This is a genomic window from Bacillus sp. FSL R5-0659, from assembly GCF_038008785.1.
Classification (GTDB): domain Bacteria; phylum Bacillota; class Bacilli; order Bacillales; family Bacillaceae; genus Bacillus; species Bacillus safensis.
On record NZ_JBBOZU010000001.1, the window covers coordinates 1,479,300 to 1,501,154 of the forward strand.

Below are 21,855 nucleotides of genomic sequence, written 5' to 3' on the forward strand. Positions count from 1 at the left end.
GATGAACAAATGAGTTTAACACCACATGGTGGCGTATTAATTAATCGAGTAAATGAAGAATATGATCTCAGCACAGCTGCAAAGGAAATTGAACTAGATGCGATCTCCTTTGCAGACCTTGAACTCATTGCAATTGGCGGATATAGTCCAATTGAAGGGTTTTTAACAAAAGCTGATTATGAAGCAGTTGTGAGCAGTATGCGGCTAGCAAGTGGTGTCGTTTGGTCTCTTCCTATTACACTGCCAGTGACAAAAGAAAAGGCGGCGGAAATCCATCAAGGCGATATCGTGCGCTTATCTTATAATGGAACTGTATATGGGGTCATTGAAGTAGAGGATCAATACACACCAGATAAGGAAAAAGAAGCGGTAAATATCTATAAAACTGATGACCGCAATCATCCAGGCGTGAAAAAATTATTTGAACGCGGTGATACTTACATTGGCGGGAAAATTACACTGACGAAACGCAGTGAAAAACCATTCCCTCAATTTACGTATGAGCCAGAAGAAACAAGACGTCATTTTAAAGAAAATGGCTGGAAAACCATTGTTGGTTTCCAAACGAGAAACCCGGTTCATCGTGCGCATGAATATATTCAAAAAACAGCATTAGAAACGGTCGATGGTTTATTTTTAAATCCGCTTGTCGGTGAAACAAAATCTGACGATATCCCGGCAGATGTGAGAATGAAAAGCTATCAAGTGTTATTGAATGGTTATTATCCAAAAGACCGCGTCTTTTTAGGTGTTTTTCCTGCTGCAATGCGTTATGCTGGACCAAAAGAAGCGATATTTCACGCGCTTGTTCGTAAAAATTATGGCTGCACCCATTTTATTGTCGGAAGAGATCATGCAGGTGTTGGTGACTATTACGGCACATACGAGGCGCAGGAACTATTTGATCAATTTACAAGCGAAGAAATCGGTATTACTCCATTAAAATTTGAACACAGCTTCTACTGTAATACATGTGAAGCGATGGCCACACCAAAAACGTGTCCTCACGACAAAAGCGAGCATGTCATTCTTTCAGGTACAAAAGTTCGAACGATGCTGAGAAACGGTGAATTACCACCAAGCACGTTCAGCCGAAAAGAAGTCATTGAAACATTAATCGAAGGATTAAAAACGACGGTATCTTAAAGGGAGGGTATGACATGAGCAACGAACATATCGTGTGGCATGATGCATCTATTACAAAAAAAGAATATCAACAGAAAAACAAGCATAAAAGCGGCATTATCTGGCTTACAGGTTTAAGCGGATCAGGTAAATCAACGATTGCAAATGCAGCTGCAAGAGAGCTGTTTGAACAAGGCTATCAAGTCACCGTTCTTGACGGCGATAACGTGCGGCACGGACTCAATAAAGATCTAGGGTTTTCAGATGACGACAGAAAAGAAAACATCCGCCGAATCGGAGAAGTGGCGAAATTATTTGTGGAACAAGGTACGATTGTCATCACTGCTTTTATTTCTCCATTCCAAGAAGACCGCCACATTGTCAGACAGTTAGTCGAAGATGGGGAATTTCACGAAGTGTTTGTCAAATGTGATCTGAACGTGTGTGAAGAGCGTGATCCAAAAGGGTTATATAAAAAAGCGAGAAACGGCGAAATTCCATTTTTCACTGGAATCGATTCACCATATGAAGAGCCAGCTGAGCCTGAGCTCGTCTTAGATACAGGGGAATTATCCCGTGAGGAATCCAAACAGCGTCTTGTAGATTATGTAAAAGCAACAACGAAATAATCGCCTGATGGCAGGGGGAGAAAAGCAAGATGGGGAAAGTATACATTGTGGGTGCTGGACCCGGAGACCCAGATTTAATCACATTAAAGGCCCATAAGGCGATACAGCAGGCAGATGTCATCTTATATGATCGTCTTGTCAATCAAGACATTCTCGCCCACGCCAAACCAGAGGCGGAATTGATTTATTGCGGAAAACTGCCAAATCATCATACAATGAGACAGGAAGCCATCAATGAAGCGCTTGTGGCTCATGCAAAGGAAGGGAACGTTGTCGTTCGGCTGAAAGGCGGCGACCCCTTTGTCTTTGGCCGCGGCGGTGAAGAAATCGAATGCTTAGCTGAGCACGGAATTCCGTATGAGGTTGTCCCAGGAATTACTTCTGGTATTGCAGCGGCTGCTTATGCGGGCATCCCTGTGACACACCGTGAATTCAGCTCAAATGTTGCTTTTGTCACGGGTCACTATCAAAAGGATGAACATTTTGAAGAAAAGTGGGAGGCGCTGGCTACAGGGATTGATACTCTTGTGATTTACATGGGTGTCAAAAACGTGGAAAGAGTGCAGCGCCTGCTTTTAAAAAATGGACGGGATCCAGAAACACCCGCTGCATTTATACACTGGGGAACCACGACGAGGCAAAAGACAACTTGCTGCACTGTGGCGACACTGTCTGAAACCGTTGAAAAAGAAGGGATCGAGCATCCAAGTTTAATTGTTGTTGGAGATGTCGTTCATTTTCATCAAAAACTGAACTGGTTTGAACCCGCATTAATCGAGAAATGAGAATGATAGAGAAAAGACACGTACGTACATACATCGTGTCTTTTCGTCTGATGAAATAAGTGAGAGGGAGGAGCCGCATGAAACAAGCTGTCCTTTATGTTGGGCATGGAAGCCGAGTAAAAGAGGCGCAAGATAAGGCCATTTCTTTTATGAAAAGCTGTATGCCGTTAGTGAAAGCAGATATACAAGAAATTTGTTTTTTAGAGCTGACGGACCCTTCTATAGAAGAAGGATTTGAGGCCTGTGTGAAAAAAGGAGCGACACACATTGCCATCGTCCCGCTCCTCCTTTTAACTGCCATGCATGCCAAATCGGATATACCGGTCGAAATTGATAAAGTGCGCGTGCGATTTCCGCAAGTGAAGGTCACATATGGAAAGCCAATCGGGGTGAATCAAGAAGTAACAAAAGCGGTTGCCGCGAGAATTGAAGAAGCAGGATATCAAGGCGAGCGGGCGCGGATTCTTTTAATTGGCCGCGGGAGCTCTGATCCGGATGTGAAGCGAGATGTGTTTGGCATTGCAGACGATGTCAGAAGTCTGCTTCCACATGCAGAGGTTTTTCCGTGTTTTATCACAGCATGTGAGCCCAATTATCGAGATGTTCTCGCGCAGTTATCAGCAGATGATGATGGGCCTGTCTATATCGTTCCTTACTTGCTGTTTACCGGAATTTTAATGAAAGAAATTGAAAGTGAAGCCGCTCAGGCGAGAAAGCGGCTGAAAGATGTCCGGGTATGCCGGTATATTGGCTTTCATCCGCATGTTAAAGCAGCTTATATTGAACGCGTGCAAGAAACCATGTTAAACAAAGACGATGCGTTTCGTTTCCGAGGAGAAAGCCATGCTTCCAGTCCATCTTGATTTAACCAATAAACAAGTGGTCATTGCCGGCGGCGGATCTGTGGCGTTAAGAAGAGCAAAGGCGCTGTGCACGGAGCCTTGCCATATAACCGTTGTCAGTCCTAATCTTTCTGAAGAGATGGCACACTTCATTGATACATACCAATTGAATTGGAAGGAAAAGAAGGTAGACGCTGAAGATTTGAAGGATGCATTTTTCATTGTAGCTGCGACAAATGACCCTTCGGTAAATGAATGGATTGCACAAACAGCACAGCCTCACCAGCTTGTGAATTGTGTGAGCCAATCAGAGCTAGGCAATGTGATGGTGCCGAAGGTTGTCAAAGCAGGAAAAGTGACGATTTCAGTCTCTACAAGCGGTGCAAGCCCCGCCCGGACAAAACAGCTGGCGGCGGCAATTGAATCCTTGCTTGAACAAGAGGATATTGACGCACTTGATGCCCTTTACATCGAAAGAAAAAAACGACAAAGAAAAAGCCGATAAATCCTCATGTCAGGATTTTATCGGCTTTTCTTATTTATTTTCTCAGCTTGAGCACAAGATCTTGGTCAGGCGTGACAAATAATGTTTGCTGCTGATCATACGTAACAAAGCCAGGCTTTGCTCCGTTCGGTTTTTTCACATGCCGGATTTTTGTATAGTCGACAGGAACGGAGCTGGACTCTTTTGCTTTCGAAAAGTAGGCGGCAATTTGAGCCGCTTCAAGCAGCGTTTGTTCATCAGGTGCTTGGTGACGAATGACGACGTGTGATCCAGGAATATCCTTTGTATGCAGCCAAATATCATCACGAGCAGCTGCCTTTGTAGTCAAATGCTCGTTTTGTTTGTTATTTTTTCCAACTAAAATCGGAATACCTTGGGACGATTCATACGTTTCGAGCTGAATGGCCGCCGTTTTTTTCTTTTTGGCGTGACGCTTTTGTTTGGCGCGCAAATATTTTCCTTCAACAAGCTCTTCTCTCATTTCCTCTAAATCCTTCGGAGAAGCAGAGGACAGCTGCTGAATCAGCTCTTCAAAATAAGCAATTTCTTCATGAGTTCGCTCAATTTGTTCATTTACAGCTTCTACAGCATTTTTTGCCTTTTGATATTTTGTAAAATATGCTTGTGCATTTTCAGAAGGGGTTTTGTTTGTTTTAAGCGGGATTGTAATTTCTCCGCCGTCTTCATCGTAATAATTGATGACAGTCGCTTCTTTATCCCCTTTTTTGATCGCATATAAATTGGCTGTTAACAATTCGCCATAGAGCTGATACTTGTGTGCATCCTGAGATTCTTCAAGGGTTCTTTTTAGCTTTTTTAGCTTGTTTTCATTTTTCTTTTTTTCATTGACGACAAACCGTTCAAGGTCAGCCGCCTGCTGTTTGACTCTGTCTCTCTCAGCTTTTCCAAAATAAAAGCGGTCAAGCAGCTGGCTGAGTGAGTTGAATGTCTTCATCTCGCCTTGGACATGCTGAAGCTCTAATAAATAGAAATACTCTTTCCCGTCTTTTCTTGTAAGCTGCGGCGTAAAAGAATGCATGCGAATGAGCTGGAACATGTCGAGCAGTGTATTTGGGATCGTTTCTTGATTGGCAAGACCGGCCCGGTGTACTGCTTCCTTTGCAAAAAGCGGGGAAACCCCAGAGAAGGTATCGACAATTTGATTGGCGATCTTTCCTTCTTGAAAGCGTAAATGCTTCAAAATATCATCCTTTGTCACGTCAAAAGGATTCAATTTTTGCTGAGCAGGTGGCAGTAGGTATTCATAACCAGGGAGCACCGTTCGATAGCTGTTTACAGATGGAGAAAGGTGTTTCAGACCATCAATGATCTGCTGCGTTCCATCCTCTACAAGAATGAAGTTGCTATGACGTCCCATGATTTCAATGTAAAGCTTACGCGTCTGCTCATCGCCGATTTCGTTTCGGCTTCGCACGTGAAGCACAATGACCCTGTCAAATCCAATCTGTTCAAAACGTTCAATGAAGCCGCCCTCAAGATGCTTTCTGAGTAGCATACAAAACATTGGCGGCTCACTTGGATTATCGTATTGATGCTCGGTGAGCTGCACTCTTGCATAGCTCGGATGAGCCGATAAAAGGAGCTTATGATTTTTCCCGTTTGCTCGAATATGAAAAATCAGCTCGTGCTTATATGGCTGATGGATTTTTGAAATCCTTCCGCCAGTTAATGCCTTTTGCAATTCATTAGTCATACCATATGTAAAAATGCCGTCAAATGACATGTTGGATACACCCTCTTCTTTCACACAAATCTACTGAAAGAACCTTCCGTTTTCTCGTTCTTTAGGCAGTCTTATTATTATAGCATGATTTAGGACGAGTCTGAATAAACTGGCTTATAGAACACTGCATATGAGAGAGAACAAAAGAGGAGTGGACGAGGTCAAATGAATTGGCATGAACTGAACCAAACCGATTTATTAAAAACAATGAATACATCGATAGGTGACGGACTGTCAGAAAAAGATGTACAAAAGCGGCTTGAAAAACACGGGCCAAATGAATTGCAGGAAGGAAAAAAGGCGTCGGCTCTGATCATTTTTTTAGCACAGTTTAAAGATTTCATGGTGTTAATCTTGCTTGCTGCAACAATCATTTCTGCCTTTTTAGGAGAATACATTGATGCTGTTGCGATTGTGGCCATTGTTTTGATTAATGGTGTACTCGGCTTTTATCAAGAACGCCGGGCGGAAAAATCCCTTCAAGCGTTAAAGGAATTATCAACTCCGCACGTGTATGCAAGGAGAAATAATGAATGGGTCAAGATCCCGTCTAAACATCTCGTGCCAGGGGATATTGTGAAATTTTCAAGCGGAGACCGGATTGGGGCAGATATTAGATTACTAGATACAAAGAGCTTAGAAATTGAGGAGTCCGCCCTCACTGGTGAGTCTATCCCAGCAGTCAAACACGCAAGTCCACTTTCAAGCGGCCATGTTTCGCTCGGGGATTTGACGAACATGGCATTTATGGGGACGCTTGTTACTAGAGGCAGCGGCGTAGGGGTTGTCATTGGTACAGGAATGAATACAGCGATGGGACAAATTGCCGGCATGCTGGATGCAGCAGGTAATATGGAAACGCCGCTGCAAAGGCGTCTCGAGCAGCTTGGAAAAATTCTGATTGTGGCTGCTTTATTTTTAACGGTGCTCGTTGTTGTTCTTGGTGTAGTGCAAGGACATGAATTGTATCATATGTTCCTAGCGGGTGTATCTCTTGCTGTGGCGGCGATTCCAGAAGGACTGCCGGCGATCGTCACTGTCGCCCTTTCCCTAGGGGTACAGCGGATGATCAAACAAAAATCGATTGTCAGAAAGCTCCCGGCAGTGGAAACACTCGGCTGCGCGTCAATCATTTGCTCTGATAAAACAGGAACCATGACGCAAAATAAAATGACTGTGACCCATGTGTGGGCAGAGGGAAAAACGTGGAATATTTCTGGCACAGGCTACGAGCCATCCGGTGACTTTACCTTAAACGGGGAAATCGTCCATGCCGACAAGCATCCAAGCCTGCAAAAGGTGTTATTATACGGGGCGCTTTGTAATACATCGACTATCGTTGAAAAAGACGGGGAGATGAGGCTGGATGGGGATCCGACAGAGGGAGCGCTCCTTACCGCAGCACGTAAAGCGGGTTTTACAGAGCAATTCATTGAAGCTGGATTTCATGTTATTGAGGAGTTTCCTTTTGACTCAGAAAGAAAGATGATGTCAGTCGTCGTTGAAACAAATCAAAAAGAGCGGTATGTCATTGCAAAAGGTGCGCCGGATGTACTAATGAACCGTTCAAGTCATATCATGCAAGGCGGACGCACAGCTTCTTTTTCAGCCACTCACAGGCAAGAAACAGAAGCTGCGATTCAAGGTTTAGCAAGACAGGCGCTTAGAACCATTGCCATTGCGTATAAAAAAGTCGGTCTGACAGAAAAAATCACCTCTGTACAGCAGGCTGAAGCTGATTTAACATTTATCGGATTAGAGGGCATGATCGATCCACCGCGTCCTGAAGTCAGACGAGCGATTAAAGAGTGCCGGGATGCTGGCATTAAAACGGTCATGATTACAGGGGATCACGTGGAAACGGCCAAAGCGATCGCAAAAGATTTAAGCCTTTTACCGAAGCAAGGACAGGTGCTCGACGGAAAAGCACTTGATCAAATGAGCGACAAAGAGCTTGAGCAAACGGCTGAAAATGTATATGTCTTTGCCCGGGTTTCTCCTGAGCATAAGCTGAGAATTGTCAAAGCCTATCAAAAAAATGGTCATGTTGTAGCGATGACAGGTGACGGGGTCAATGATGCGCCTGCCATTAAACAAGCAGATATCGGCATCTCCATGGGCATCACTGGTACAGACGTAGCCAAGGAAGCGTCTTCTCTTATTTTACTTGACGACAACTTTGCGACCATTAAATCCGCCATTAAAGAAGGCCGAAATATTTATGAAAACATTCGTAAGTTTGTCCGCTATTTGCTGGCATCAAATGTCGGAGAAATTTTGGTCATGCTGTTTGCGATGCTCCTCGCGCTTCCGCTTCCGCTCGTTCCTATACAAATCTTATGGGTAAACCTTGTCACAGATGGTCTACCGGCTATGGCACTTGGCATGGATAAGCCAGAAGGCGATGTCATGAAGAGAAAGCCGCGGAATGTGAAAGAGGGCATTTTTGCAAGGGGGCTTGGCTGGAAGGTCATCTCAAGAGGATTCCTCATCGGGCTTGCGACCCTTTTGGCATTTATATTTGTGTATCACCGCGATCCAAACAACCTGCAATATGCACAGACTGTCGCATTTAGTACGCTTGTTTTGGCGCAGCTCATTCATGTATTTGACTGCCGCAGTGAACGGTCCATTTTTGAACGTAATCCATTTGGGAACCTTTATTTGATCGGTGCGGTTTTGTCATCACTTTTACTCATGCTTGTGGTCATTTATTACCCGCCGCTTCAGCCAATTTTCAAAACGGTCGCGATTGCACCAATTGATTGGCTGCTGATCATCGGGATGTCTGCACTGCCAACTTTTTTACTGGCAGGATCACTTTTGACAAGAAAAAAATAATTCATTATGGTATAATTTTGAGGTAATAGTGTCTGCTATTACCTTTTTCATTTTATTAATATGAAAGAATTGGGTGTTTTAACATGATACGCAGTATGACGGGATTCGGCCAAGCGAGTAAAACGGATGGAGAACTGACAGTGTCAGTTGAGCTAAAATCGGTCAATCACCGTTTTAAAGAGGTTCATGCCCGTTTGCCGAGGCCGCTTTTATATTTCGAAGATACATTAAAAAAGATCATTCTTCGTCACGTGCAGCGCGGTAGAATTGAGCTGTTTGTCACGATTGAAGGCGGTAAACTAGCAAGCCGGTCCTTACAGATCGACTGGCCGCTGCTTGATGAATACATGAAAGCCGCAAAAGACCTCGAGGAACGCTATCACATTTCAGGCATTCAGCATGCACATGACTTATTGGGGCTTGAGCTTGCCGTTCAGGTGGAAGAGTCAGCCAGCCGAAATGAACAGCTAGAGCAGCTGCTGATGGAAGCTTGCGAGGATGCTGTCAAGGAGCTTTGCTTCATGAGAGAGCAAGAGGGAGCATCACTTCAAAAAGACTGTGAACTGAGGCTTTCTGAACTAGAGGCCTATACAGAAGAAATCAAAGTCTTTGCACCAGAGGTTGTGAGTCAATACAAAGAACGATTGAATCAGCGATTGCAAGAATGGATCGGAGAGGCGCTTGACGAGAGCAGACTGACAACAGAGGCTGCCATCTTTGCTGACCGGTGTGACATTACAGAAGAGATGACGAGATTAAAAAGTCACTTTCAGCAATTTCAGCAAATCTTGCTGCAAGGCGGTGCTGCCGGCCGAAAACTTGACTTCCTTGTACAGGAGCTCAACCGTGAAGTGAACACCATTGGATCAAAAGCGAACCATCACCATTTAACAAAGCTGGTGGTTGAAATGAAAAGTGCTATTGAAAAAATAAAAGAACAAGTGCAAAATATAGAATAGTCATTGTGTATGCTGTTTACAGTGCGTCTCTTTCGGCGAGACTAGAGACGTTTATATTACAGGGGGACGAAAGAAGATGACCATAAAGTTGATCAATATCGGATTTGGAAACATCATTTCAGCGAATCGGATGATTTCGATCGTCAGTCCGGAATCAGCACCGATTAAACGAATGATACAAGACGCAAGAGATCGAGGCATGCTCATAGATGCTACATACGGAAGAAGAACCCGTGCTGTTGTCATTATGGACAGTGACCATGTCATCTTATCTGCCGTTCAGCCTGAGACTGTCGCGCAAAGACTTTCTGTAAAAGAAGAAATCATAGATGAAGGGCAGGGGTAATACGCCATTATGAAAGAAAGAGGACTATTAATCGTTCTCTCTGGACCTTCGGGAGTTGGAAAAGGAACGGTCAGACAAGCCATTTTCTCCCAGGAAGATACGAAATTTGAATACTCTATTTCTGTGACGACACGCAAACCGCGTGAAGGTGAAAGAAATGGTGTCGATTATTTCTTTAAAACCAGGGAAGAATTTGAACATATGATTGAAAACAAAAAGCTGTTAGAATGGGCAGAGTACGTCGGGAATTACTACGGCACGCCTGTTGACTATGTTGAACAGACATTAAGCGAAGGAAAAGATGTTTTCCTTGAAATTGAAGTGCAAGGTGCACTTCAAGTAAGAGAAGCATTCCCGGAAGGTCTATTTATTTTCCTTGCACCGCCTAGTCTTTCAGAACTTCAAAACCGCATCATTACACGCGGTACAGAATCTGAAGAGCTCATTCGAAACCGAATGGCCGCTGCGAAAGAAGAAATTGAAATGATGGATGCTTACGACTATGTCGTTGAAAACGATGATGTCGAGCTTGCTTGTGAAAGAATCAAAGCGATCGTCCTTGCAGAACACCTGCGCAGAGACAGAGTCGCACCAAGATATAAAAAAATGCTGGGGGTAGAATAAACCATGTTAGATCCTTCAATTGACTCATTGATGAACAAACTTGACTCAAAATATACACTTGTAACAGTGTCTGCACGCCGTGCACGTGAAATGCAGATCCACCAAGATCAGCAGATTGAAAACACAAAGTCTTACAAATTCGTAGGCAAAGCACTAGAAGAAATCGACGCTGGTCTTTTGACATTTGAAAAAGAGGATCAAGAATAACACATCGCTTCTGCTATGCAGATACGATACGTTCAAAAAAGTCAAAACTATGATTGGTTTTGACTTTTTTGAATTGTAGACGAATTTGTGAAAAAGGCCGTTAAGGGGGACAATCAAATGTTACAGTCAAAAAATATTTTGCTCGGTGTCAGCGGAGGAATCGCCGTATATAAAGCAGCAGCACTTACTAGTAAACTCGTACAAGCAGGCGCAAATGTCAGAGTGATTATGACGGAATCTGCTCGTGAGTTTGTGTCTCCGCTAACCTTCCAAGCTCTGTCTAGGCATGAGGTATATGTGGATACATTCAAAGAAAACAATCCAAGAGTCATTGCGCATATTGACGTAGCTGACTGGGCCGATCTCATTCTTGTTGCCCCTGCAACAGCACATACAATCGGTAAAATGGCCGCTGGACTTGCAGATGATATGCTGACGACGACTTTGCTTGCTTCAACAGCGCCTGTATGGATCGCTCCAGCGATGAATGTGCATATGTACGATCACCCGGCTGTGAAACGGAACATTCGCATATTATATGAAGACGGGTACCGGTTTATTGAGCCAAGTGAAGGTTATTTAGCCTGCGGATACATTGGAAAAGGGCGATTAGAAGAGCCTGAAAAAATTGTTGAACACATCCGTGCTTTTTTTGATGAGCCAAAAAGCTTACCGCTCTCAGGAAAAAAAGTCGTGGTGACAGCAGGTCCTACACGTGAAGTCATCGATCCTGTCCGATTCTTTACAAATCGTTCTAGTGGAAAAATGGGCTATGCGATCGCAGAGGCTGCTCAGCAAATGGGGGCAGATGTTACGCTGATTTCTGGACCTGTTTCTTTAACTGAACCTGACCATGTGCATGTAGTGCACGTTGAATCAGCTGAGGAGATGTATCAAGCTGCGCTAGATGTATACGGAGAAGCTGATCTTGTCATTAAATCAGCAGCTGTCGCCGATTACACCCCTGTCACGACATATGCTCATAAAATGAAAAAACAGGACGGCGCTCTGGACATTGAATTCACCCGGACAAAAGATATTTTAAAAGAGCTCGGGAAAAGAAAAGAGCATCAAGTGCTGGTCGGCTTTGCAGCTGAAACGCAGGATGTAGAATATTATGCGAAAAAGAAAATTGAATCCAAGCATCTAGATATGATTGTCGCCAATAACGTCACAAAAGAGGGGGCAGGCTTTGGCACAGATACCAATGTGGCAGCGATGATCAAAGCAGATGGAACGAAAAAAGAGCTGCCGATGATGAGCAAAAAAGACCTCGCTTTTGAAATTTTAAAGGAGGCAATACAGCTGCTTCCAGAAGAGCGTGATCGAGCATGATTGCTGAAGTCATCGTAGATGTCACAACGAAAGCCATTGACCGGCCATTTGATTACCGTGTACCAGATCGATTCAAAGATCTCGTCAAAGCGGGAATGAGGGTGGTCGTTCCCTTTGGCCCGAGGAAGATTCAAGGGTTTGTGACAAAAGTCAAAGATGAAACAGACATCAAGACAGGAAACATCAAAGAGATTGTCGATTTATTTGATTTATCACCTGTTCTGACAGATGAGTTATTGGAGCTTTCCCACTGGCTGACGGAAAAAACATTGTCCTATCATATCACGGCACTTCAATCGATGCTGCCCGCAGCCATGAAGGCAAAGTATGAAAAAGAAATTCAAGTGCTTTCAGAGGAAGAACTTCCGCAGTCATTGAAAGAGCTTTTCGGTCAGCGAGAAAGCATTCTTTATGCTGACATCCCGGCTGAACAATTAAAACAAATTCAAAAGCATGTCCAAAAAGGTCATCTAGAGGTGAGATACCATGTCTCGCAAAAATCTGGAAAGAAAAAGGTCCGCATGCTCCAGGTGGCTGTATCGAAAGAAAAACTTGCAGAAAAACAGCAGCAGCTAAAGAAAAATGCGGTAAAACAAAAAGCACTGATCTCCTATCTGCTTGAAGCGGGAGAGACAACCTTTTTAGCGAAAGACTTGCAGCAACAAACAGGCGCAAGTTCTCAAACGCTTAAAACCTTTATTCAAGAAGGGCTGTTAACAGAAAGCTATGAAGAGATCTATCGAGATCCTTATCGTGACCGGGAGTTTACACCATCTGCTCCACTAGATCTCACGCCAGAGCAAAGAGAGGCGGCCACGCATATTCATCAAGCAGTGAGTGATGATCAGCACGAAACTTTTCTTTTGCACGGAGTGACAGGAAGCGGCAAAACGGAGATTTACTTGCAGACAATCGATCATGTTCTTCAAAAAGGAAAAGAAGCGATCGTTTTAGTTCCTGAAATTTCGTTAACCCCTCAAATGGTGCAGCGATTTAAAGAACGATTTGGCTCAAATGTGGCCGTTCTTCACAGCGGCTTATCGACAGGAGAAAAATATGATGAATGGCGGAAAATCCATCGCAAGGAAGTCAAGCTTGTCGTTGGCGCAAGATCTGCTGTTTTCGCTCCATTTGAAAATCTAGGCATGATTATTATAGATGAAGAGCACGAATCCTCTTATAAACAAGAAGAAATGCCTCGTTACCATGCCAAGGATGTCGCCATTGAACGAGCAGGGCGGCATCAATGTCCAGTCGTATTAGGCAGTGCAACACCTTCACTTGAAACCTATGCACGTGCGAAAAAAGGCGTCTATACATTGCTGTCGCTTAAACACCGCGTCAACCAGCAGCAGCTGCCGCACGTTTCGTTAATTGATATGAGAGAAGAACTAAGAAATGGCAACCGCTCCATGTTTTCAGAGGAATTAATGCTTAGGTTAAAGGAAGTGCTTGAAAGAAAAGAACAAGCCGTTTTATTTCTGAACAAAAGAGGCTATTCATCCTTTGTCATGTGCCGTGATTGCGGATATGTAGAGCAATGTCCTCATTGCGAAATTTCTCTCACCTATCACCGCTATCAAAAACGGCTGAAGTGCCATTATTGTGGTCACGAAGCACCAGTACCTGCTGAATGTCCAGAATGCCACAGTGAGCATATTCGCTATTTTGGTACGGGGACGCAGCGTGTAGAAGAAGAGCTGACAAAAGTACTGCCAGAGGCAAGAGTCATCCGAATGGATGTGGATACAACGTCTCGTAAAGGTGCTCATGAAAAGCTTCTTACCTCTTTTGGCAATAAAGAAGCGGACATTTTGCTCGGGACGCAAATGATTGCAAAGGGACTGGATTTCCCAGATGTCACACTTGTTGGTGTTCTCAGTGCGGATACATCCCTTCACATCCCTGATTTCCGTTCAAGTGAAAAAACATTTCAGCTTCTCACGCAGGTCAGCGGCAGGGCAGGGCGACATGAAAAAGCGGGCTCGGTTATTATTCAATCGTATACGCCTTCTCACTATAGTATTGAATTAACGAAGCAGCATGACTACGAAGCCTTTTATGAACAGGAGATGCTGCATCGCCGCCACCAGTCCTATCCGCCGTATTACTTTTTGGCGATGGTGACAGTATCACATGAGGAAGTGACGAAGGCAGCACATGTGACTGATCAAATTGTTCAGTTCCTAAAAATGAATTGTGCACCGAATACGCGAATCCTTGGTCCGGCTGCATCACCAATCGCTAAGATCAAAGATAGATATCGCTATCAATGCGTGATAAAATACAAAAGGGAAAATGAACTGGCAAGTTTACTACGGAAAATACAAGACCATTATCAAAAGGAAATGGAACAAAAACAATTGATGATTTCAATAGATATGAATCCATATATGATGATGTAAAACGGAGGGCTATAAGTGGCAGTAAAACCAATAGTCATACATCCGGCAGAAGTGCTTGAACAAAAGACAGAGCGTGTCGATACGTTCGATAAAAAGCTGAAAAAACTGCTGGATGATATGTATGATACAATGCTTGAGCTGGATGGAGTTGGACTAGCAGCACCACAAATCGGTGTTTCAAAAAGAATCGCTGTTGTAGATATTGGAGAAGAATCTGGCAGAATTGATTTAGTGAACCCCGAGGTGCTTGAAGTTGAAGGAAGCCAAACAGATATTGAAGGCTGCCTGAGCTTTCCATCTTTATACGGCACTGTAGAAAGACCAAACTATGTGAAGGTAAAAGCCTTTGATAAGAAAGGCAAACCATTTACAATAGAAGCAGACGGATTTTTAGCAAGAGCCTTATTGCACGAAATTGATCATTTAGACGGCATTTTATTTACGTCAAAAATCATTGAAACCTATACAGAAAAAGAACTTGCGGAAATGGAAGGGTGAAGAAAATGGCACGTATCGTATTTATGGGAACCCCTGATTTCTCAGTACCTGTGCTGCAAACACTGATAACAGAAGGATACGAAGTGGTAGGGGTCGTCACGCAGCCAGACCGCCCGAAAGGAAGAAAGCGAGTGCTCACACCGCCTCCTGTGAAAGTGGAAGCCTTAAAGCACGGCATTCCTGTGTTGCAGCCTGAAAAGGTACGCCTAGATGAAGAAATTGATAAAGTGCTTGCATTACAGCCGGATTTAATCGTCACAGCGGCATTTGGACAAATTCTACCTAAACGGTTACTCGATGAACCTAAGTTTGGCTGTATCAATGTTCATGCCTCGCTCCTGCCAGAACTAAGAGGCGGCGCGCCGATTCATTATGCGATCCTTCAAGGCAAAAAGAAAACAGGCGTTACGATCATGTACATGGTGGAAAGGCTCGATGCAGGTGACATGATCAGTAAAGTAGAAGTGGAAATCGATGAATTAGACAATGTTGGAACACTGCATGACAAATTAAGTACAGCTGGTGCCGCACTGCTAAAAGATACGGTGCCAAATGTTCTGAGTGGATCTATTTCTCCGATTCCGCAAAATGAAGAAGCGGCCACATACGCGCCAAATATTAAGCGGGAGCAAGAAAGATTAGACTGGACAAAAACCGGTGAAGAGCTTTACAACCAAGTTCGCGGGCTAAATCCATGGCCAGTTGCCTATACTGAATGGAACGGTGCTCATCTAAAAGTATGGGAAGCGAAAAAGGTTCCGCTGCAAGCGCAAGAAGAACCTGGGAAAGTGATTGAGCTTCAAAAAGAAGGTCCGGTCATTGGAACGGGGAATAAGCAAGGCCTCTTATTGACAGGTGTGCAGCCGGCTGGTAAGAAAAAAATGAGCGGTGAAGACTTCTTAAGAGGCGCAAATATCGAAATTGGGCAGAAATTAGGGTTAATGAATGAAGAAAAGTAATGTGAGAGAAGTAGCGCTGGACGCTTTAATCAAACTCGAACAAAACCAAGCTTACAGTAATTTGCTTTTGCAGTCAGTCATGAAAGATAAAGACTTAGCTGATCAGGACAAACCGCTGTTAACAGAGCTTGTGTATGGTACACTGCAAAATAAGCTGGCATTAGATTATATGCTTACGCCCTTTGTGAAAAAACCGCAAAAGGTGGCTCCATGGGTGATGCAGCTTTTACGGATGTCACTTTATCAAATGGTGTACCTTGAAAAAATCCCAGATCGTGCAGCCATTCATGAAGCTGTCGAGCTAACGAAAAAGCGAGGGCACAAAGGCATTTCTTCACTTGTGAACGGTGTTCTTCGTTCCGTACAAAGAGAAGGCATTCCGTCATTTGATGTGATCAAAGATCCAGTAAAGCGGCTGTCCATTGAGACAAGCCACCCATTATGGCTTGTGCAGGAATGGGTTCAGGCGTACGGATTTGAAGCGGCAGAAAACATGTGCCGCATTCATTTAGTCCCGCCAAAGCAAACCCTTCGCGTCAATCGAATGAAAACTGACCGGACGGCACTGCAGCAAAAACTAATGGATGCAGGCATCGAAACGGAGCTTGGCGACTTATCTGAAGATGCACTTAAGCTCATGAAAGGGTCCATCGTCTCAACCCCTTCTTTTCAAGAAGGCTATGTTACGATTCAAGATGAAAGCTCGATGCTTGTTGCAAGAGCGCTTGACCCTCAGCCAGGAGAAACGGTGCTTGACGCCTGTGCGGCTCCTGGCGGAAAATCAACTCATATTGCAGAACGTATGAATGATGAGGGGAAAATTGTTTCACTCGACTTACATGAACATAAAGTGAAACTCATCAAACAAGCAGCAAAACGTCTGAACCTTACTCACATTGAGGCAAAAGCACTTGATGCAAGGAAAGCGGCAGACTATTACAGCGAAGCTTCGTTTGACCGTATTCTCATTGATGCGCCGTGTTCCGGTTTTGGCGTCATTAGACGAAAACCAGATATGAAATATACAAAGTCACAAGAAGACTCAGCAAGGCTTGCAGCTATCCAGCAGGCCATTTTAAAGGAAGCGGCCCCGCTTTTAAAACCGGGCGGAACCCTTGTATACAGTACATGTACAATGGATCCAACAGAAAATCAACAAGTGATTCATGCGTTTTTACAAGAACACCAAGACTTCGAACCCGATCTATCTCTTAATGAACGGCTGCCTGAGCAGGTTGCTCCGTTTGTTCAAAACGGAAGTGTACAAATTCTTCCTCATTATTTCGGAACAGATGGTTTCTTTATTTGCAGCATGAGAAAGAAGGGATAAAAAATGACAGAACAAAAAGTAAGAAAAGAACTGAAGACAGAAATGCCGTCGATCTACTCATTTGAGCTTCACGAAATGAAAGAATGGTTAAAAGAACAAGGCGAAAAGCCTTTCCGCGCAGCTCAAATTTTCGAGTGGCTTTATGAGAAACGTGTGACATCCTTTGACGATATGTCTAACCTTTCAAAGGATTTAAGAGAAAAATTAAAAAATCAATTTGCGATCACCACATTAAAAACCGTGATCAAACAAACGTCTCAAGACGGAACGATCAAGTTTTTATTTGAATTACATGATGGTTATACCATTGAAACAGTGTTGATGCGCCACGAATACGGAAACTCTGTCTGTGTTACAACTCAGGTTGGCTGCCGAATTGGCTGTACATTCTGTGCATCTACACTTGGCGGGTTAAAACGAAACCTTGAAGCAGGAGAAATCGTTGCTCAAGTATTGAAAGTGCAACAGGCACTTGACGAAACAGATGAGAGAGTCAGCTCGGTTGTTATCATGGGAATTGGAGAACCATTTGATAACTTTGACGAAATGCTTGCTTTCCTTAAAATCATCAACCATGACAACGGCTTAAATATTGGCGCGCGTCATATTACAGTGTCGACAAGCGGAATCATTCCAAAGATCTATCAATTCGCTGATGAGCAAATGCAAATCAATTTTGCCGTCTCCCTGCATGCACCAAACACAGAAATCAGAAGCCGTCTAATGCCGATCAATAAGGCATATAAGCTGCCGAAATTAATGGAAGCCATTGAATACTACATTCAAAAAACAGGAAGACGTGTCAGCTTTGAATACGGCCTGTTTGGCGGAGTAAATGATCAAGTTCATCATGCAGAAGAGCTTGCAGACTTATTAAAAGGAATCAAGTGCCACGTGAACCTCATTCCGGTGAACTATGTACCGGAAAGGGATTATGTAAGAACACCGAGAGAACAAATCTTCCTATTTGAAAAAACGCTGAAAGAACGCGGCGTAAACGTAACGATTAGACGAGAGCAAGGCCATGATATTGATGCTGCTTGCGGTCAGCTAAGAGCGAAGGAGCGTCAGGAAGAGACGAGGTGACGAATGTTGATAAGGGCAGCCTTTCAAACCGATACAGGAAAAGTCCGTCAGCATAATGAAGATGATGCAGGTATTTTTGAAGCAAAAGAAGACACCCTTCTAGCTGTTGTAGCTGATGGAATGGGAGGTCATCTTGCTGGTGATGTCGCCAGCAGGATGGCCGTCTCTTCTTTAAAAGAATACTGGGAAGAAACATCTTCAATCCCAGCAAAACCAGCAGAGCAAGAAAGCTGGTTAATCTCAAAAATTAGTGACATTAATGATCAAGTATATGAACATGCGAAAAACAATGAGGAGTGCCAAGGAATGGGGACAACCATTGTTTGTGCGCTCGTTCATTTGCAAACGGTCACAATTGCCCATATTGGAGACAGCCGCTGCTACTTGCTAAGAGAAGGAGCACTGACCCAGCTAACAGATGACCATTCACTTGTAAATGAGCTTGTGAAAACAGGTGAAATTTCTAAAGAGGATGCAGAATATCATCCAAGAAAAAATGTGCTTACAAAAGCATTGGGAACAGATAAACACGTTCAAATCGATGCACATACTTTTGAAGTGGACCCAGGAGATCAAATCCTGCTTTGCTCAGATGGATTATCAAATAAAGTAGAAGAAGAGAATTTGATTCATATTTTAAACCAAACGACCGCACCAGATGAAAAAGTAACAGCATTAATCCAAACAGCGAATGACAACGGCGGTGAAGATAACATTACAGCAGTATTGTTAGAAATCTCCTCCCAGCCAGAGGAGGGTGACAGCAAGTGTTGATCGGAAAACGGATCAGCGGCCGTTATCAGATTCTTCGCGTCATAGGCGGAGGCGGAATGGCAAACGTTTATTTGGCGGAGGATATGATTTTAGATCGCGAAGTCGCGATTAAAATTTTGCGCTTTGACTTTGCAAGCGATGATGATTTTATTAGACGTTTCCGGCGCGAGGCGCAATCAGCCGCAAGCTTAGATCATTCAAATATTGTCAGCATCTACGATGTAGGGGAAGAAGATGACATTTATTATATTGTCATGGAATATGTCGAGGGGATGACGCTAAAAGAATACATACACGCCAATGGCCCGCTTCATCCGAAAGAAGCCGTTCGCATTATGGAGCAAGTCGTTGCGGCGATGGAAGAAGCCCATGCGAAACAGCTCGTCCACCGGGACATTAAGCCTCACAATATATTAATAGACAACATGGGGAATATTAAAGTCACTGATTTCGGGATTGCCATAGCACTCAGCTCAGCGACCATCACCCACACAAATTCGGTCCTAGGATCCGTGCACTATTTGTCTCCAGAACAAGCACGCGGAGGTCTTGCGACGAAAAAATCAGACATCTATTCACTTGGCATTGTGCTCTATGAACTCATTTCTGGCCGCATGCCATTTGAAGGAGAATCAGCTGTCAGTGTTGCGCTGAAGCATTTGCAATCAGAGCCGCCATCTGTGAGAAGGTGGAATCCTTCTGTTCCACAAAGCGTGGAAAACATCATTTTAAAGGCGATGGCCAAAGATCCTTTTTATCGATATGAAGATGCATCTGAAATGCAAAAAGATTTACAAACTGCTTTCGACCCTTCAAGGCTAAAAGAAAAACGCTTTGTGATCGAAGAAGATCATGAAGCAACGAAAGCGATCCCAATCATTCAAGATCATCAAGTCGATCAAGACAATGAAAAAACAGCTGTCCATCCAGTGCAAAAACCGAAGAAAAAAGAGAAACAAAAGCCGAAAAAGAAACGGAAAAAATGGCCTTGGATTGTGGCATCCATCCTATTTATTCTGACTGCTGCGACTATTTTAGCCATCACTGTGTTTCCGGGACTGCTTTTTCCAAAAGATGTGGAGGTCACTGATGTATCTGGCATGACGATTGACGAAGCCGAGGACACCTTGAAGAAAGCCGGCTTTACCGTCGCCTCTGATCCTATTGAGATCGCTGATGAAAAAATTGAAAAAGGGCTTATCGTCAAAACAGACCCGAAAATCGGCACAAAGGTAAAAGAAGGAACCGAAATTCAGCTTTATCAAAGTACGGGCAAGGAAAAGACCGAATTACCTGATGTAACAGGTGAAAAGGTCGATAAAGCAAAAGAATTATTAGAGAAAAAAGGGTTTAAGCAAGTTGTTGTGGAGGAAGTAAATGATAATGACACCGAATCTGGGATTGTCATGGAACAGAAACCTTCAGCAAGTACTGAGCTTGTGGCAGCAGATGAAGAAGTGACGTTGACGGTCAGCATAGGTCCTGCCGATATTACTTTGCGGGATTTAACGACATATAGTAAACAGGCTGCATCGAATTATTTAGAGGATAACGGATTAAAGCTTGATGAAAAAGAAGCGTATTCTGATGATGTGCCAAAAGGTGAAGTGATGAAACAGGAGCCAGGAGCTGGTACTGCTGTGAAACCAGGTGATACGGTTAAGATCACCTTCTCACTCGGACCGAAGAAAAAACCGGCTAAAACGGTGACTGAGAAGATTGCCATCCCGTATGAACCAGTAACAGAAGGGCAAGAGATGACCGTTCAGATTTCCATTGACGATGCTGAGCATAGCATTTCTGATTCATATGAAACCTTTAACATCACTGCGCCCACCGAACGGACCATTAAATTTAAGATTGAACCAGGTCAAAAAGGATACTATCAAGTGACGGTTGATGATAAAGTCGTAAGCTCTAAAACGATCGAATACCCTGAAGATGAATAAAGGAGGGACTTTATGCCTGAGGGCAAAATTATTAAAGCATTAAGCGGATTTTATTATGTGCTCGATGAATCTTTAGAAACTGGAAAAGTGATTCAGTGCAGAGCGAGAGGTATTTTTCGTAAAAACAAAATCACACCTCTTGTTGGAGATTATGTCGTGTATCAAGCAGACAACGATAAAGAAGGCTACTTATTAGAAGTAAAAGAGCGGACAAACGAACTTGTTCGTCCGCCTATTAGTAACGTCGATCAAGCGGTGCTCGTTTTCTCTGCGACAGAACCAACCTTTAGCACATCGCTTTTAGACAGATTTCTAGTGCTTGTAGAAGCAAATGATATTGAGCCGATTATCTGTATCACAAAAGTGGACTTATTGAAAACAGATGAAGAGCGTGAAAGTATTCAAGGCTATGCAGAGGACTATCAGCAAATTGGATATGAAGTTCATTTAACATCCACGATCGAGGGGGACGGAATTGAAAAGCTGACCCCGCATTTTCACAATAAGATCACTGTATTTGCTGGTCAGTCTGGTGTAGGCAAGTCCTCCCTTTTAAATGCGATGAGTCCTGACCTGGCGCTGAAAACCAATGATATTTCCTCCCATCTTGGAAGAGGGAAGCATACGACAAGACATGTCGAACTCATTCGTACAGCAGAAGGGCTTATTGCAGATACACCTGGCTTTAGCTCACTCGAATTTACCGACATCGAAGCGGAAGATTTAGGTCTTTACTTTTTAGAAATCAAAGAGCGGAGTGCGGATTGTAAGTTTAGAGGCTGCCTGCACGTGAAAGAGCCAGGCTGTGCGGTAAAAGATGCGGTCGAACAAGAGCAAATCAGAGAGTATCGCTATCAGCATTATTTAGAGTTTTTAACTGAAATCAAAGACAGAAAGCCGAGGTACTAAATC

General features: G+C 43.6%; 20 protein-coding genes. 19 read left to right on the forward strand and 1 reads right to left on the reverse strand.

From position 1 onward, the window contains the following. Positions 1-9: 9 nt before the first annotated feature. The 5 genes from sat (at position 10) to NSQ72_RS07505 (ending at position 3,886) form a co-directional block, all read left to right on the forward strand. Positions 10-1,146 carry a sulfate adenylyltransferase gene (gene sat / locus NSQ72_RS07485; RefSeq protein WP_039178416.1) on the forward strand — a complete coding sequence of 379 codons (1,137 nt, stop codon included), beginning with the start codon at positions 10-12 and terminating at the stop codon, positions 1,144-1,146. A gap of 14 nt (positions 1,147-1,160) precedes the next feature. Beyond that, complete coding sequence (gene cysC / locus NSQ72_RS07490; RefSeq protein WP_059377086.1) at positions 1,161-1,754, forward strand: adenylyl-sulfate kinase; 594 nt, start codon at positions 1,161-1,163, stop codon at positions 1,752-1,754. A 29-nt stretch (positions 1,755-1,783) separates the two neighbouring features. Continuing rightward, complete coding sequence (cobA, locus tag NSQ72_RS07495; protein ID WP_047202132.1) at positions 1,784-2,539, forward strand: uroporphyrinogen-III C-methyltransferase; 756 nt, start codon at positions 1,784-1,786, stop codon at positions 2,537-2,539. Positions 2,540-2,616: 77 nt separating this feature from the next. Then, positions 2,617-3,402: a sirohydrochlorin chelatase gene (locus NSQ72_RS07500; protein ID WP_126681791.1), complete on the forward strand. Its 786-nt coding sequence runs from the start codon at positions 2,617-2,619 to the stop codon at positions 3,400-3,402. Then, positions 3,383-3,886: a precorrin-2 dehydrogenase/sirohydrochlorin ferrochelatase family protein gene (locus tag NSQ72_RS07505; protein WP_047202134.1), complete on the forward strand. Its 504-nt coding sequence runs from the start codon at positions 3,383-3,385 to the stop codon at positions 3,884-3,886. Before NSQ72_RS07500 ends, NSQ72_RS07505 begins: the two co-directional genes overlap by 20 nt. 34 nt (positions 3,887-3,920) lie before the next feature. Here NSQ72_RS07505 and NSQ72_RS07510 read toward each other — a convergent pair whose 3' ends face one another. Then, positions 3,921-5,630, reverse strand: coding sequence for an Rqc2 family fibronectin-binding protein (locus tag NSQ72_RS07510; RefSeq protein ID WP_341083712.1), 1,710 nt, complete (start codon positions 5,628-5,630; stop codon positions 3,921-3,923). A gap of 165 nt (positions 5,631-5,795) precedes the next feature. Between NSQ72_RS07510 and NSQ72_RS07515 the strand changes: the two genes are divergently transcribed. From NSQ72_RS07515 to rsgA, 14 genes are all read left to right on the forward strand, one after another. Further along, positions 5,796-8,471, forward strand: coding sequence for a calcium-translocating P-type ATPase, SERCA-type (locus NSQ72_RS07515; RefSeq protein WP_151284272.1), 2,676 nt, complete (start codon positions 5,796-5,798; stop codon positions 8,469-8,471). Between the two features lie 83 nt (positions 8,472-8,554). Next, complete coding sequence (locus tag NSQ72_RS07520; RefSeq protein ID WP_039178436.1) at positions 8,555-9,430, forward strand: YicC/YloC family endoribonuclease; 876 nt, start codon at positions 8,555-8,557, stop codon at positions 9,428-9,430. 76 nt (positions 9,431-9,506) lie between these two features. Beyond that, entirely contained in the window at positions 9,507-9,776 is a 270-nt protein-coding gene (gene remA / locus NSQ72_RS07525; protein ID WP_008344898.1) for an extracellular matrix/biofilm regulator RemA, read from the forward strand. A gap of 9 nt (positions 9,777-9,785) precedes the next feature. Next, positions 9,786-10,400, forward strand: coding sequence for a guanylate kinase (gene gmk, locus NSQ72_RS07530; RefSeq protein ID WP_024424214.1), 615 nt, complete (start codon positions 9,786-9,788; stop codon positions 10,398-10,400). Positions 10,401-10,403: 3 nt separating this feature from the next. Beyond that, positions 10,404-10,607 carry a DNA-directed RNA polymerase subunit omega gene (gene rpoZ, locus NSQ72_RS07535; RefSeq protein ID WP_003211647.1) on the forward strand — a complete coding sequence of 68 codons (204 nt, stop codon included), beginning with the start codon at positions 10,404-10,406 and terminating at the stop codon, positions 10,605-10,607. Positions 10,608-10,724: 117 nt separating this feature from the next. Next, positions 10,725-11,942, forward strand: a complete 1,218-nt coding sequence (gene coaBC, locus NSQ72_RS07540; RefSeq protein WP_126681794.1) for a bifunctional phosphopantothenoylcysteine decarboxylase/phosphopantothenate--cysteine ligase CoaBC — start codon at positions 10,725-10,727, stop codon at positions 11,940-11,942. Beyond that, positions 11,939-14,347, forward strand: coding sequence for a primosomal protein N' (gene priA / locus NSQ72_RS07545; RefSeq protein ID WP_341083713.1), 2,409 nt, complete (start codon positions 11,939-11,941; stop codon positions 14,345-14,347). Before coaBC ends, priA begins: the two co-directional genes overlap by 4 nt. Positions 14,348-14,362: 15 nt before the next feature. Next, positions 14,363-14,845: a peptide deformylase gene (gene def, locus NSQ72_RS07550; RefSeq protein WP_039178446.1), complete on the forward strand. Its 483-nt coding sequence runs from the start codon at positions 14,363-14,365 to the stop codon at positions 14,843-14,845. 5 nt (positions 14,846-14,850) lie between these two features. Further along, positions 14,851-15,804 (forward strand): methionyl-tRNA formyltransferase, encoded by a 954-nt coding sequence (gene fmt, locus NSQ72_RS07555; protein WP_039178449.1) that lies wholly within the window; start codon positions 14,851-14,853, stop codon positions 15,802-15,804. Beyond that, entirely contained in the window at positions 15,791-17,134 is a 1,344-nt protein-coding gene (gene rsmB, locus NSQ72_RS07560) for a 16S rRNA (cytosine(967)-C(5))-methyltransferase RsmB (RefSeq protein WP_341083715.1), read from the forward strand. The genes fmt and rsmB overlap by 14 nt, the downstream gene beginning before the upstream one ends. A 3-nt stretch (positions 17,135-17,137) precedes the next feature. Continuing rightward, positions 17,138-18,220, forward strand: a complete 1,083-nt coding sequence (rlmN, locus tag NSQ72_RS07565) for a 23S rRNA (adenine(2503)-C(2))-methyltransferase RlmN (protein WP_024424208.1) — start codon at positions 17,138-17,140, stop codon at positions 18,218-18,220. A 3-nt stretch (positions 18,221-18,223) separates the two neighbouring features. Then, the gene (locus tag NSQ72_RS07570) at positions 18,224-18,994 is read left to right on the forward strand and encodes a Stp1/IreP family PP2C-type Ser/Thr phosphatase (RefSeq protein ID WP_029706534.1); all 771 of its coding nucleotides are present in this window, start codon (positions 18,224-18,226) and stop codon (positions 18,992-18,994) included. After that, entirely contained in the window at positions 18,988-20,943 is a 1,956-nt protein-coding gene (pknB, locus tag NSQ72_RS07575) for a Stk1 family PASTA domain-containing Ser/Thr kinase (RefSeq protein ID WP_341083717.1), read from the forward strand. Before NSQ72_RS07570 ends, pknB begins: the two co-directional genes overlap by 7 nt. Before the next feature lie 12 nt (positions 20,944-20,955). Continuing rightward, positions 20,956-21,852 carry a ribosome small subunit-dependent GTPase A gene (gene rsgA / locus NSQ72_RS07580; protein ID WP_341083719.1) on the forward strand — a complete coding sequence of 299 codons (897 nt, stop codon included), beginning with the start codon at positions 20,956-20,958 and terminating at the stop codon, positions 21,850-21,852. The last annotated feature ends 3 nt before the right edge of the window (positions 21,853-21,855 follow it).